Source organism: Pseudomonas sp. GL-RE-26 (assembly GCF_019956275.1).
GTDB classification, from domain to species: Bacteria; Pseudomonadota; Gammaproteobacteria; order Pseudomonadales; family Pseudomonadaceae; genus Aquipseudomonas; species Aquipseudomonas grandcourensis.
Map to the genome: position 1 here is coordinate 67,647 of NZ_JAHBDI010000015.1, position 13,649 is coordinate 81,295.

11 protein-coding genes are annotated in these 13,649 nt (G+C 60.0%); all 11 read right to left on the bottom strand.

Annotation, left to right across the window (positions count from 1 at the left end):
• Positions 1-137 precede the first annotated feature (137 nt).
• The 11 genes from pgi to dksA all read right to left on the bottom strand — a co-directional run bounded on the left by pgi (position 138) and on the right by dksA (position 13,368).
• Positions 138-1,802 (bottom strand): glucose-6-phosphate isomerase, encoded by a 1,665-nt coding sequence (gene pgi / locus KGB07_RS12555; RefSeq protein WP_046041810.1) that lies wholly within the window; start codon positions 1,800-1,802, stop codon positions 138-140.
• A 224-nt stretch (positions 1,803-2,026) separates the two neighbouring features.
• Entirely contained in the window at positions 2,027-2,407 is a 381-nt protein-coding gene (gene panD, locus KGB07_RS12560) for an aspartate 1-decarboxylase (protein ID WP_008153310.1), read from the bottom strand.
• A gap of 249 nt (positions 2,408-2,656) precedes the next feature.
• The gene (gene panC / locus KGB07_RS12565; RefSeq protein ID WP_046041811.1) at positions 2,657-3,517 is read right to left on the bottom strand and encodes a pantoate--beta-alanine ligase; all 861 of its coding nucleotides are present in this window, start codon (positions 3,515-3,517) and stop codon (positions 2,657-2,659) included.
• On the bottom strand, positions 3,514-4,314 hold the full coding sequence (panB, locus tag KGB07_RS12570; RefSeq protein WP_046041812.1) for a 3-methyl-2-oxobutanoate hydroxymethyltransferase: 801 nt from the start codon (positions 4,312-4,314) through the stop codon (positions 3,514-3,516). The genes panC and panB overlap by 4 nt, the downstream gene beginning before the upstream one ends.
• Before the next feature lie 365 nt (positions 4,315-4,679).
• Positions 4,680-5,165 carry a 2-amino-4-hydroxy-6-hydroxymethyldihydropteridine diphosphokinase gene (gene folK, locus KGB07_RS12575; RefSeq protein ID WP_223465528.1) on the bottom strand — a complete coding sequence of 162 codons (486 nt, stop codon included), beginning with the start codon at positions 5,163-5,165 and terminating at the stop codon, positions 4,680-4,682.
• Between the two features lie 3 nt (positions 5,166-5,168).
• Positions 5,169-6,569 carry a polynucleotide adenylyltransferase PcnB gene (locus tag KGB07_RS12580; RefSeq protein ID WP_046041814.1) on the bottom strand — a complete coding sequence of 467 codons (1,401 nt, stop codon included), beginning with the start codon at positions 6,567-6,569 and terminating at the stop codon, positions 5,169-5,171.
• 736 nt (positions 6,570-7,305) lie between these two features.
• Positions 7,306-8,745 carry a sigma-54-dependent transcriptional regulator gene (locus KGB07_RS12585; RefSeq protein ID WP_046041815.1) on the bottom strand — a complete coding sequence of 480 codons (1,440 nt, stop codon included), beginning with the start codon at positions 8,743-8,745 and terminating at the stop codon, positions 7,306-7,308.
• Positions 8,746-8,767: 22 nt separating this feature from the next.
• Positions 8,768-11,722 carry a sensor histidine kinase gene (locus tag KGB07_RS12590; RefSeq protein ID WP_185754808.1) on the bottom strand — a complete coding sequence of 985 codons (2,955 nt, stop codon included), beginning with the start codon at positions 11,720-11,722 and terminating at the stop codon, positions 8,768-8,770.
• On the bottom strand, positions 11,706-11,882 hold the full coding sequence (locus KGB07_RS12595; protein WP_003176118.1) for a hypothetical protein: 177 nt from the start codon (positions 11,880-11,882) through the stop codon (positions 11,706-11,708). The genes KGB07_RS12590 and KGB07_RS12595 overlap by 17 nt, the downstream gene beginning before the upstream one ends.
• Positions 11,883-11,959: 77 nt before the next feature.
• Positions 11,960-12,850: a tRNA glutamyl-Q(34) synthetase GluQRS gene (gene gluQRS, locus KGB07_RS12600; protein ID WP_223465530.1), complete on the bottom strand. Its 891-nt coding sequence runs from the start codon at positions 12,848-12,850 to the stop codon at positions 11,960-11,962.
• 77 nt (positions 12,851-12,927) lie between these two features.
• On the bottom strand, positions 12,928-13,368 hold the full coding sequence (gene dksA, locus KGB07_RS12605) for an RNA polymerase-binding protein DksA (RefSeq protein ID WP_046041818.1): 441 nt from the start codon (positions 13,366-13,368) through the stop codon (positions 12,928-12,930).
• Positions 13,369-13,649: the final 281 nt, after the last annotated feature.

Genomic DNA, 13,649 nt, shown 5'->3' on the forward strand with positions numbered 1-13,649 from the left:
TGCTCGCGATGAGGGCATGGCGGTCAACATGGTTGTCGACTGACAGTCCTTCATCGCGAGCAAGCTCGCTCCCACAGGGGATTGTTTTTGCCCACAGGATTCGGATTGATCCAAATCCCGTGGGTTGTGCTTTCAAATCACCCGCGGTGACGACCACGGAAGTAATTGATCAGCCCTTGGGTCGAGGCGTCCTCGGCCGGGGTTTCTTCGCTGCCGACCAGGCGGTTGTAGACGCCTTTGCCCAGCTCTTTGCCCAGCTCCACACCCCACTGGTCGAAGGCATTGATGCCCCAGATCACGCTTTGCACGAAGACTTTGTGTTCGTACATTGCCACCAGTGCGCCGAGGCGACGCGGGCTGATGCGCTCGACCACCAGGGTGTTGCTCGGACGGTTGCCCGGGATCACCTTGTGCGGCGCGAGTTTCTGCACTTCGGCGTCAGTCATGCCTTTGTCGCGCAACTCGGTTTCGGCCTCGCCAAGGGTCTTGCCGAGCATCAGAGCCTGGCTCTGGGACAGGCAGTTGGCGTACAGCCACTGGTGGTGGTCGGACACCGGGTTGAAGCTGACGATCGGCACGATGAAATCGGCCGGGATCAGTTGGGTGCCCTGGTGCAGCAACTGGTGGTAGGCGTGCTGACCGTTGCAGCCGACGCCGCCCCAGATCACCGGCCCGGTGTCGGTGGACACTGGCTTGCCGTCCTGGCGCACGCTCTTGCCGTTGGATTCCATATCCAGCTGTTGCAGGTGCTTGGTGATGTTACGCAGGTAGTGATCGTACGGCAGGATCGCGTGGCTTTGCGCGCCCCAGAAGTTGCCGTACCACACGCCGAGCAGGGCCAGCAGCACCGGCATATTCTGTTCGAACGGTGCGCTCTGGAAGTGCTGGTCCATGGTGTAGGCACCGGACAGCAATTCCTTGAAGTTCGACATGCCGATGGCCAGGGCAATCGGCAAGCCGATGGCCGACCATAGCGAGTAGCGCCCGCCAACCCAGTCCCACATCGGGAAGATGTTCTCTTCGCGGATGCCGAAGGCTACCGCGGCGGCGTTGTTGCTCGATACCGCGATGAAGTGGCGATACAGTTCGGCTTCCGAACCACCCTGGGCCAGATACCAGGCACGGGCAGCCTGGGCGTTCTTCAGGGTTTCGAGGGTGTTGAAGGATTTCGACGAGACGATGAACAGCGTGGTCTCGGCGCGCAGCTTCATGGTCAGTTCGTGGAACTCGCTGCCGTCGATGTTCGCCAGGTAATGGCAGCGCACGCCTTTCTGGGCGTAGGACAGCAAGGCTTCGGATACCAGTTCCGGGCCGAGGAACGAGCCGCCGATGCCGATGTTCACCACGTCGGTGATCGGCTTCTCGGTGTAACCGCGCCACAGACCGTCGTGGATACGGCCGACGAGGTCGGTGATCTGGTTCAGCACCTTGTGCACTTCGGGCATCACGTTGACGCCGTTGACCGACAGCTTGTCGCCAACCGGGCGGCGCAGTGCCGTGTGCAGGGCCGGACGACCTTCGGAAGAGTTGACGATTTCGCCATCGAACAGCGACTTGATCGCGCCCTTGAGGTCGACTTCGTTGGCCAGGCCCACCAGCAGATTGCGGGTCTCGGCGTTGATCAGGTTTTTCGAATAGTCGAGAAACAGGCCGCAGCTGCTGAGGGTGAATTGAGTAAAACGCTGCGGATCGGCATTGAAGGCTTCGCGCATGCTGAAATCCTGCATGGCTTGGCGGTGGTCATTCAACGCTTGCCAGGCAGGCAGAGCGGTAACGTCGTGAGGAGTGCGGTAATACGCCATCGCTGCGGGTTTCCTTATTACTTGAACGGCCTTTTGAACACTAAAAATCCCGGAGCGCTGTGGGTGGGCGTTCCGGTCAACTGCGTCGACACGATTTCATGGCGCAGGGCGACTACAGTAAACCCCGCGCAATGATCTGTCTTGACTTTGTCTGACCTGTTTCCGGTACTTTTTTAACATCGAAGTTAGGAATGGTCCGACAAACGGAAGAGACAGGACTCGGATCAGGCGACCTGGACCGGAATGGCGTTGCTGGTGTGGCTCAGTTCATTGCCCGGTGCCATGTAGAGCATGCGCGGCTTGAAGTTGAGCAGTTCGGCTTCGCTGTAATGAGCGTAAGCGCAGATGATCACGCGATCACCGACCTTGGCCTTGTGCGCGGCGGCGCCGTTGACCGAGATCATGCGCGAACCTTCTTCGCCACGGATGGCGTAGGTGGTGAAGCGCTCGCCGTTGTCGATGTTGTAGATCTGGATCTGTTCGTACTCACGGATGCCGGACAGGTCCAGCCATTCACCGTCGATGGCGCAGGAGCCTTCGTAATCGAGTACTGCGTGGGTGACTTCGGCGCGATGCAGCTTGGCTTTGAGCATGATGGCGTGCATGAGTATTTCCCAGGTCGGAATCGAACGGCGGGCAGTTTGCCCGAAGGGGTTGTGGGCGGCAATACGAATGAAGCGAAGGGTTTGAAGTGTACTTTTGTGGCGAGGGGGCTTGCCCCCGTTCCAGTGCGTAGCACTGGCAAAATTTCGGAAACGCTCGAAAGTTTGGGGCCGCTTCGCAGCCCAACGGGGCGGTGCGGCGGTCCGACAAGCCCCCTCGCCACAGACTCACTCCACAGGGCTAAAGAGTGTTTAGTTTGGCGCGTCGAGGTTCAAGTGCAGGTTGTCGATCAACCGCGTTGTCCCCAGGAACGCCGCCACCAGAATCACCATGTCACGATCCTGCGCCGTCGCCGGGCGCAAGGTCAGGGCGTGGCGGATTTCCAGATAGTCAGGACGCAGGCCGGCTGCTTCGAGCTGTTTGATCTGGGTGCCGATCAGCGCCGGGTAGTCGCGTTCGCCCTGCCTGATCGCTTCGCCGATCGCATTCAGTGTGCGATAAACCACTGGTGCCACAGCGCGTTGTTCCTCGCTGAGGAAACCGTTGCGCGACGAAAGCGCCAAGCCATCGGTTGCGCGAACAGTGGGCTCGCCGATGATCTGGATCGGCATGTTCAGGTCATGAACCAGCGCGCGAATCACCGCCAGTTGCTGGAAGTCTTTCTCGCCGAAAATCGCCAGGTCCGGCTGGACCATATTGAACAGCTTGCTGACCACCGTCGCCACGCCTTCGAAATGCCCTGGACGGCTGGCGCCGCACAGGCCTTCGGACAATTGCGGGACGCTGACGCGGGTCTGGCCGGCCATGCCGTCGGGGTACATCTCTTCAACAGTGGGGGCAAACAGCAGATGGCAACCGGCCTGGAGCAGTTTTTCCTGGTCGGCGACGAGGGTGCGCGGGTACTTGTCGAGGTCTTCGCCAGCACCGAATTGCAGCGGGTTGACGAAAACGCTCGCAACCACGAAGTCCGCCCGTTGGGAGGCTTTGGTTACCAGCGCCACGTGGCCGCTGTGCAGGTTGCCCATGGTTGGCACAAAGGCGATGCGCTTGCCTTCGCTCCGGGCACGGGCCACGGCGGCCCGCAGTTCGCGTACGGTTTTTACGGTGTTCATGCAGAAAATCCGTGTTCGATCCCAGGGAATGTTGCCGCTTTGACTTCAGTCACGTAGGCATTCAATGCAGCCTCGATGCTAGTCTGGCCGGTCATGAAGTTTTTCACGAATTTCGGCATGCGACCGGTAATGGACAGGCCCAGCATGTCGTGCAGAACCAGTACCTGGCCATCGGTGCGATTGCCGGCGCCAATACCAATCACTGGAATCTTCACCGCCTGGGTGATTTCTTCCGCCAGTTCGCTCGGGACGCACTCGAGCAGCAGCATTGCCGCACCAGCCTGTTCCAGGGCGATCGCGTCGGCACGCATCTGCCGCGCCTGGTTTTCATTGCGGCCCTGGACCTTGTAGCCGCCCAGGATGTTCACCGACTGCGGCGTCAGGCCCATGTGCGCGCAGACAGGAATGCCGCGCTCGGCCAGCAGGCGGATCGAATCGGCCAGCCACAACGCTCCTTCGACCTTGACCATGTGCGCGCCGGCCTGCATCAACAGGGCGCTGTTGATCATGGCTTGCTCGGTGGTGGCGTAGGCCATGAACGGCAGGTCGGCGAGGATCAGGGCATCGCTGTTACCGCGTTTGACGGCGGCCACGTGATAAGCCATTTCTGCAGTGGTGACAGGCAAGGTGCTGTCGTGACCCTGCAAAACCATGCCGAGGGAGTCGCCCACCAGCAGCACTTCGACGCCGGCCTGGTTGCAGGCGTGGGCGAAGGTCGCGTCGTAGCAGGTCAGCATGGTGATCTTTTCACCTTTTTGCTTCAGACCTTGCAGGGTGGTCAGGGTGATGGCTGGCATGAAAAGTTCCTCATTCAGGCGCTGTGGAAACTACTGCGAGTAACGCGCGTGATTCTTCGTTGAATACAGGCGCACGCTCTTTCGTCGTGCTTTTAAGGCCTGGATTGCGCCCTTGAACGCCGTGTAGGCGGCAGCGGGACGCCTATAGTCGTGAGGAGAACGAGGGAAGTCAATTGCGTGTGTTACCGCATTGTTACGGGTGGGGTGTTACCGGGGTAACTGATGCGATTCAGCAGCGGATCTTGTGCGCGACACAAAACCAATGTGGGAGCGGGCTTGCTCGCGAAGGGGGCATCACATTCAACATTAATGTTGATTAGTACACCGCTTTCGCGAGCAAGCCCGCTCCCACAGAGGGATTTGTGTCATGTCGGGGGCAGGCGTTCCAACCCGACGAACGGGCAGGCTGCGAGTAATTCACTTAGCTCGCGGCCATCGGCCAGGCGCAGATCTGCAGGTGCCAGTTCCGCCAGCGGATACAGAACGAAGGCCCGTTCCTGCATGTGGTAATGGGGAACCTTGAGGCGCGGTTCGTCGATCAGGCGATCACCGAACAGCAAGATGTCGAGGTCCAGCGTGCGCGGCCCCCAGCGCTCAAGGCGTTCGCGACCCTGGCCGTTTTCGATGGCCTGCAAGGCATCCAGAAGGTCCAGCGGCGCCAGCGTGCTGTCTAGAGCGGCCACCGCATTGGTGTAGCGCGGTTGTCCGGGTAGTAGCGAGTCGCTTTGGTAAAACGCGGATACCCCGACCAGTTCCGTTTGTGGCAAGTGCGCCAGCGCCTCGACGGCGCTACGCAATTGTTCGGCGGGGTCAGCCAGATTGCTGCCCATGCCGATGTAGATGCGTTCCATGGATTACTCGCCCGTGGTGCTCGAAGCGCCGGCAGCGCGTTTGCGCTTGGAACCACCGCTGCGGCGACGCTTGCGCGGGGCGCCGGTGCCTTCGTCCTTGCCGCTGAGGTCGCGAATCATGTCGCGACGCTCGCTTTCGTTGGCGTCCTGATAGTCCGTCCACCATTCGCCCAGGCCATCGGTCTGCTCGCCAGCGCTTTCGCGTAGCAGCAGGAAGTCGTAGCCGGCGCGGAAGCGCGGATTGTCCAGCAACAGATCGGCACGCTTGCCGCTGCGGCGTGGCAGGCGTTCCTGCATGTCCCAGATCTCGCGGATCGGCATGGTGAAGCGTTTCGGAATCGCGATGCGCTGGCACTGCTCGGCAATCAACTCGTGCGCCGCTTCCTGCATCGCCGGAATCGGCGGCATGCCACGTTCCTGCAGGCGCAGGACGCGGGCCGGCAGGGCAGGCCAGAGCAGGGCTGCAAACAGGAACGCCGGAGTTACCGGTTTGTTCTGCTTGATCCGCAGGTCGGTATTGATCAGGGCTTCGCTGATCAGGGTGTGGGTGTACGTCGGGTTGTATTCCAGTGCTTCGGCGCTGGCCGGGAACAGTGGATCGAACAACTGCAGGTCGACCAGCATTTCAAACGTATCGGCGGCATGGCCGGAGAGGAACAGCTTGAGCACCTCTTCGAACAGGCGGGCCGACGGGATCTCGCGCAGCATCGGCGCCAGGCCGCGGATCGGCAGGGCGCTGTGTTTTTCGATGCCGAAGTTCAGCTTGGCGGCGAAACGCACGGCCCGCAGCATACGTACCGGGTCTTCCTGGTAGCGTTGCGTCGGATCGCCGATCAGGCGGATCAGGTGATTGCGGATGTCGTGTACGCCGTTGGCGTAGTCGAGGATGCGTTCGCTGACCGGATCGTAATACAAGGCATTTATGGTGAAGTCGCGACGTTGTGCGTCCTCTTCCAGGGTGCCGTAGACGTTATCGCGCAGGATGCGCCCGCTTTCGTTGCGCGAAGACTGATTGCTGTCTTCCTCGTCTTCGTTCTGCGGGTGATTGGCGCGGAAGGTCGCGACTTCGATGATTTCGCGGCCGAAGTGGATGTGCACCAGCTTGAACCGGCGCCCGATGATTCGCGCGTTACGGAATTCGGCCCGTACCTGCTCGGGTGTAGCGCTGGTGGCAACGTCGAAATCTTTCGGTGTGATACCCAGCAGCATGTCGCGCACGCAACCGCCAACCAGGTAAGCCTGATAACCGGCGTTCTGCAGGCGTTCAACGATATTCACCGCGTAACGGCTGAATTGCGCCTTCTGCAGCGAGTGTTGGCCGCTGTTGAGCACTTCAGGCGTGCTGCGAATGTGTTGCGTAGGACGCTTGGGAGTACGGAATGACTGGAACAGCTTCTTCAGCATGGGATGCACTGTTTGAAGGAATATTCGGCCATAACAGAAGAATGACCGCATGATGGGCGGGGATTCTAGCATTTAGTCGGGGGATGGTGTAGGACACAGCAGATATGAGCTGTAGGCCGCAGGATTCAAGGCTGGAACGAGCCGATTTGCGAGGATTTCCGAATCGCGGAAACCACAAGGGGAGCCGAAGCTCCCCAAGAAGTAGTTGCATGCTCTATTTTTATTTTTGGTTTCGGGCTTCTTGTTTTTGTTGAGTGCCCTCGCCATGAAGCTTTCCTTCATGACCCTCCCAATCGGGAGCCAAGAGCAAACGGATTGCTTTGGTCGCTGAATTGCAGTGATCTTTCGATCCAACCAGTACAGGCTCTGTCTTAAGACAGTTTTTTGTTGTTCTCGGCCTGGTCGTGGGGCAAGCCCCAAATACAACGCCTCTCCAAAAGAATCAGTTAGCTGCGCCTCTCGCCGTCTTGTTTTTATTGTGCGTGAGTCGATTCGTCTTATTTTTATTGTCTTGTGCATTGCTTGTTATTGTTCTTGTACCAAACATATAGCAGGGTGCGTGCCAACTTTTGCGAAACCCAATAAAACAAGGGGTTAGGCCGGTCGACAGGTATTTCGAGGGCCAAAAAAAGCCGGGGCTTCGTTACCGTAAGCCCCGGCTTCTGTTACGTGAAAAAGCTGAGGTAACAGTTTTTTCACAATGTCACGTGTTACCCGCACATGAGACAGGTGCAGTTCAGCTTTCGCTGGCCACCCCGGTCTTGCGCCGCGGGATGCCCAGGCGCTGACGGCGTTCCCACAGGCATTTGCGGCTGACCCCGAGCTTGCGGGCCAGCTCGGTTTCGGTCATGTGGTCCTGATGTTCGAGGACGAAATGCTGGAAATAGTCTTCCAGGGAGAGGTCTTCGGTCGGTTCGTGGTTGCTGTTACTGGTACTGCCGTTGCCCTGTTGGGGCGCCAGGCCAATGAACTCGTCGTCTTCCAGGTCACCCAGTTCGATGTCGATGCCCAGCAGCTCGGCGGAAATTTCCGGGCTTTCGCACAGGATGACGGCGCGCTCGACGGCGTTTTCCAGTTCACGAACGTTACCCGGCCAGGAATAGTGACGAATGGCTTGCTCGGCATCCGCGGCGAATTTCAGGTCGGTGCGGTTGATTCGCGCACTTTGCCGCGCCAGGAAGGCGTTGGCGATTTCGTTGACGTCCGCACCACGTTCGCGCAGGGCTGGCAGCTTCAGCGCGATAACGTGGAGGCGGTAATACAAGTCTTCACGGAACTGGCCGATCTTCGCCAGACTCTTGAGGTCGCGGTGAGTCGCAGCGATCAGGCGCACATCGACTTTTTGCGACTGCACCGAGCCCACGCGACGAATTTCGCCTTCCTGCAATACGCGCAGCAGGCGAGCCTGGGCTTCCAGTGGCAGTTCGCCGATTTCGTCGAGGAACAAGGTGCCGCCGTCCGCCGCTTCCACCAGGCCGGCGCGCCCGGCGCTGGCGCCGGTGAATGCGCCTTTTTCGTGGCCGAACAGTTCGGACTCGATCAGGCTTTCCGGAATGGCCGCGCAGTTCACCGAGATCATCGGCGCCTTGGCGCGTTTGGACAGGTTGTGCAGGGCACGCGCCACCAGTTCTTTACCGGTACCCGATTCGCCCTGGATCAGAACGTTGGAGTCGGTCGGTGCCACTTTGCGGATCTTGCCGTACAGGTCCTGCATCGGTGGGCACGAGCCAATAATGCCGATTTCACCGTTGCTGTTGTCGGTACCGGATTTCGCCGCGCCGTTGGCGGCTTTGCCGGCAACCGCTTCACCGCCGGTTTGTACCGTTTGTCGATCACGCAGGATTCGTGCGGCCGCTTGCAGCATTTCGTCATGGTCGAATGGTTTGGCAATGTAGTCCACCGCGCCCATTTTCATCGAGTCGACCGCCGAGCGCAGGCTGGCATAGCTGGTCATGATCAGCACCGGCGTGCCCTGGGCAAGCTTGATCAACTCCGTGCCAGGCGCGCCCGGCAGACGCAGGTCACTGATGATCAGATCGAACGAGGGAATGGTGAAGCGTTCTTGTGCTTCCTGCACTGATCCGGCTTCGCTGACCTGGTACTGGTTACGTTCCAGCAGGCGGCGCAAGGCGGAGCGGATAATGGTTTCGTCTTCGACGATCAAAATGTGCGGCATTGATTCGATACTCTCGACGGTCTCAGTTCACAGCGGACGTCGCTTCGACATGACGCGGCAAGGTAACCCTGATTCGGGTGCCGCGTTGGCTTTGAACATCAGCCGGGCTGTCGATGGTGATTTGTCCATAATGCTCTTCAACGATGGAATAGACCAGTGCAAGGCCCAGACCGGTGCCTTCGCCAGGGTCCTTGGTGGTGAAGAAAGGTTCGAACAATCGGTCCATGATGCTCGAGGGAATACCGCTGCCTTCGTCTTCCACGATCAGATCGACCGTGTGTTCGCCGGCTTCGCTCTTGACCCGTACCGCGCTACCGGGAGGCGAGGCGTCACGGGCGTTTGAAAGCAGGTTGATCAATACCTGGGCCAGCCGTTGCGGGTCGCCTTCGACCCAGTGTTCGGGGTCGCACAGGTTGTAGAACTGCACTTCGAAATTGCGTCGGTTCAGGGCCAGCAGGCCGATGGCATCCTGAGCCACTTCGGCCAGACAGACGGGCTCGTCGCTGTGCTGATGGCTGCCGGCATGGGCAAAGCTCATCAGTGACTGGACGATGCGCGACACGCGTTTGGTCTGCTCGAGGATCTGGCCGCTGATTTCCTTCAGCTCGCGGTCTTCTTCACGTTCTTCGCGCAGGTTCTGCGCCAGACACGCGATTCCGGTGATCGGGTTGCCGATTTCATGGGCCACGCCGGCCGCCAGTCGACCGATGCTGGCCAGGCGCTCGGAGTGCACCAGTTTGTCCTCGAGCATCTGGGTTTCGGTCAGGTCTTCCACCAGCAACACCAGGCCACTGTTGCCTGGCGCGAGGGGTTCGTCGATCGCCGCTTTGTGCAGGTTCAGCCAGCGTGTCTGGCCGTCGAGGGCCAGGTGCTGTTTGTGCAAGTGCTCGTCCGGCAGATTGATGAAGCCTTGCAGCAGTTCTTTCCATGGGTCGGCAATGGTACTCAGGCGCGAACCGACCACGCGCTGCGCGGCGATGCCGGTCAGTTCCTCCATGGCCTTGTTCCACATGAGGATTTCCTGATCCTTGGCCAGCGAGCAAACGCCCATCGGCAATTCCTGCAGGGTCTGGCGGTGGTAGCGGCGCAGGGCATCGAGCTCGGCGGCCAGGCCGGTCAGGCGCGAGTGGTAATCCTCAAGGCGGCTTTCGATGAAGTGAATGTCTTCGGTGACGTAGTTTTCGCCGCCAGCCTTGTACGGCAGGAACGTCTCGACCATGTCCTGGGCCACGCTCGGGCCCATCAGGCCGGAGAGGTTGGCCTCGATGCGGTCACGCAAGCGGCGCAGGGCATAGGGTCGGCGTTCGTCGAAAGGCAGATAGAGGTCGCGCAGTGCCTGTTCCACTTCTTTCTGCGCCGCTTTTGCACCCAGTGGCTTGGCCAGTTGCGTGGCGAATTCCTGGGGCGAGGCGGCGTGCAGTTCCCGGCGTTGCGGGCGGCGAACGTTATCCACGGCGCAGGCTTCGGCAGCGCTGGCTTCTTCGGTGCTGGCGTTGGTGAACAACGAGATCAGGGTGAACATCAGCACGTTGGCTGCCAGCGAGGCAATCGCCGCCATGTGCCAGCTGGTGTCGTCCAGCACGTAGATCATGTTCAGCAGCGGAATGTAGAAGCCTTGCAGGTTGCCGACCAGAGGCAACAGCATGGTCACCAGCCACACCAGGATCCCCGCCAGCAAGCCGGCGATGAAGCCGCGACGGTTGGCGGTCGGCCAGTACAGGACCGAGAGCACGCCCGGCAGGAACTGCAGCGTGGCGACGAAAGCGACAATGCCGAGGTTGGCCAGGTCCTGCTCGGCACCGAGCATCAGGTAGAAGCCGTAGCCGGCCATGATGATCGCGACAATCAGCGCCCGGCGGGTCCACTTCAGCCAGCGGTAGATGTTGCCTTCGGCCGGTGGTTGATACAGCGGCAGCACCAGGTGGTTCAAGGCCATCCCGGACAGCGCCAGCGTGGTGACGATGATCAGGCCACTGGCGGCGGACAGCCCGCCGACATAGGCCAGCAAGGCCAAAGCCTTGCTGTTGGCGGCGATGCCAATGCCCAGGGTGAAGTATTCCGGATTGGTGGTGGCGCCGAGTTTCAGGCCGGCCCAGAGAATCAGCGGCACCGCCAGGCTCATCAGCAGCAGGAACAGTGGCAGGCCCCAGCTCGCACTGACCAGTGAGCGCGGGTTGAGGTTCTCGGTAAAGGTCATGTGATACATGTGCGGCATCACGATCGCCGAGGCGAAGAACACCAGCAACAGCGTACGCCACGGGCCTTCCTGCAAGGGCGTGTGCAGGGCAGCGAGCGCGGTCTGGTTTTGCAGCAGCCACAGTTCAAGCTGTTGCGGGCCGTCGAACACGCCGTAAAGCGCATACAGCCCGACACCGCCGAGGGCGATCAGCTTGATCACCGATTCAAAGGCAATCGCGAACACCAGGCCTTCATGCTTTTCGCGGGTGGCGATGTGGCGGGAACCAAAGAAAATCGTGAACAGCGTAATCAGTGCGCAGAAGCTCAGGGCTACGCGATGCTGTACCGGCTCTCGGGTGAGGATGCCAATGGAGTCGGCGACCGCCTGAATCTGCAAGGCCAGCAGTGGTAATACGCCGACCAGCATGAAAATCGTGGTCAGCGCACCGGCCCAGGTACTGCGGAAGCGGAAGGCAAACAGGTCCGCCAGTGACGACAGTTGGTAGGTGCGGGTGATCTTCAGGATCGGGTAGAGCAGCACCGGCGCCAACAGGAATGCCCCGGAAACGCCCAGGTAGCTGGACAAAAAACCGTAGCCGTACTGATAGGCCAGGCCCACGGTGCCGTAAAACGCCCAGGCACTGGCGTAGACACCCAGTGACAGGGTGTAAGTCAGCGGGTGGCGAATGATCGCCCGGGGAATCATGCCCCGTTCACTGATCCAGGCCACACCGAACAGCACCGCCAGGTACGCGGCGCTGATCAGGATCATCTGGGTCAGGCTAAAGCTCATCGGCATCTTTTTGGCTCTGCAGGATGAAGGTCACGACGATCAGAATCAGCCAGAGCAGATAAGGGCGATACCAGGCGCCAGTGGCGTCGATCCACCAATCCATGATGGCCGGGGAAAACAGGTAAATCCCCACTACCAAAAGCAGGACCAAGCGATAGATGTACATCCCGGCCTCTCTTTTTTATGTGCGTGCCCGAAAACGTGCGGCGATGGTAACGGATGGGCGCGCCACTGCAAGTGCGATCACGATAGCTGTGCCTCGGGCAGGCTCAGTGTGCGCGGGATCAGCGAGGCATCCCAGTGGGCAATGCCCCAATTCAGCACTTCCCGTGGCGTGGCATACGTCAGTTCGGTTCCCGGGTTCTGTCCCAGCGCCCGAAGCGCCCGCAGCAGCAGGGGCGTTGCCTGATCCTCGGTCAACGGCGGCGAACGGTAGGACTTGCCGAGTTTGTTGCCATCAGGCTGGGTAATCAGCGGGATATGCAGATAACGCGGTTGAGGCAGGCCGAGCAGTTCTTGCAGGTAGAGCTGGCGGGGCGTGGAGTCCAGCAGGTCGGCACCGCGAACGATATCGGTGATGCCCTGCCAGGCATCGTCCAAAACCACAGCCAATTGATAGGCGTAGAGCCCGTCGCGGCGGCGGATCACGAAATCGCCGACTTCCCGGCCCAGATGTTGGCGATGTTCGCCCTGCACCCGGTCGATGAAATGGTATTCCAGTTCCGGTACGCGCAGGCGGATGGCCGCATCGTCAGTGCCATGGCCGGCATTGCGGCATAGCCCCGGATAAATCCCGTGATACGGCTCCAGCTGTTTGCGCGAGCAGGTGCAGGCGTAGGCCAGGCCTTGATTGAACAGGCGATTGAGCACCTCGGCATAGGCATCGTGCCGCTCGCTTTGGCGAACCAGGTCGCCATCCCACTCGAAGCCATAGCTTTCCAGTGCCTTGAGGATGGCGGCCTGGGCACCGGGTTCCTCGCGGGGTGGATCAAGGTCTTCCATGCGCATCAGCCAGCGTCCGCCCACCGAGCGCGCGTCGAGGTAGGAGGCCAGTGCGGCGACCAGCGAGCCGAAGTGCAGATGGCCGCTAGGGGTGGGGGCGAAGCGCCCGATATAGGGGGTGTTGGCGGTCATGAATACATTTAAAGCCAAAAAAACATCAGAAACAAAAACGGAGCGTTCGCACGCTCCGTTCTTCGTTCAAGTCGCAATTACTTGCCGACTTGCTTTTCCTTGATTTCCGCCAGGGTCTTGCAGTCGATGCACAGGTCGGCGGTAGGGCGCGCTTCGAGACGCTTGACGCCAATCTCGATGCCGCAGGATTCGCACCAGCCGTACTCTTCGTCTTCGATCAGCTGAAGTGTCTTGTCGATCTTCTTGATCAACTTGCGTTCACGATCGCGGGCACGCAGTTCGAGGGCGAATTCCTCTTCCTGGCTGGCACGGTCTGCCGGATCAGGAAAGTTGGCCGCTTCGTCCTTCATGTGGTCCACGGTCTTGTCGACACCTTCCATCAGCTCTCTTTTCCACTGATTCAGGACCTTGGTGAAGTGCTTTCGCATGGGCTCGCCCATGTACTCTTCGCCGGTTTTCTGAACATAGGGCTCGAAGCCGCTGATCGTCTGGTTTTGCTGCTTTGCTTGGGTGGACATGAAATAGACCGCCTCTACTCTTGTAATCCATCTGCGCAGGATTGCTCCATCACCGACACCTGCCGGCCCTGCGGCTGCAAGCGGGCGAACTTACCAGATCAACTCGGGCCGCGCTACTCCCGGATGTCGAGCTCGCGGCACAGGGTGCTTGCAAATGATGACAAACCGTTGTCTGGTGGCTCTGGAACCTGCTCAATTATTGATTTTAGTCAAACCTTGCGCGCGCGCTTGAGTCGTTTGTGATCGGGGTTACAAGGCCTCTGACCGCTTTAGGTTCTCGC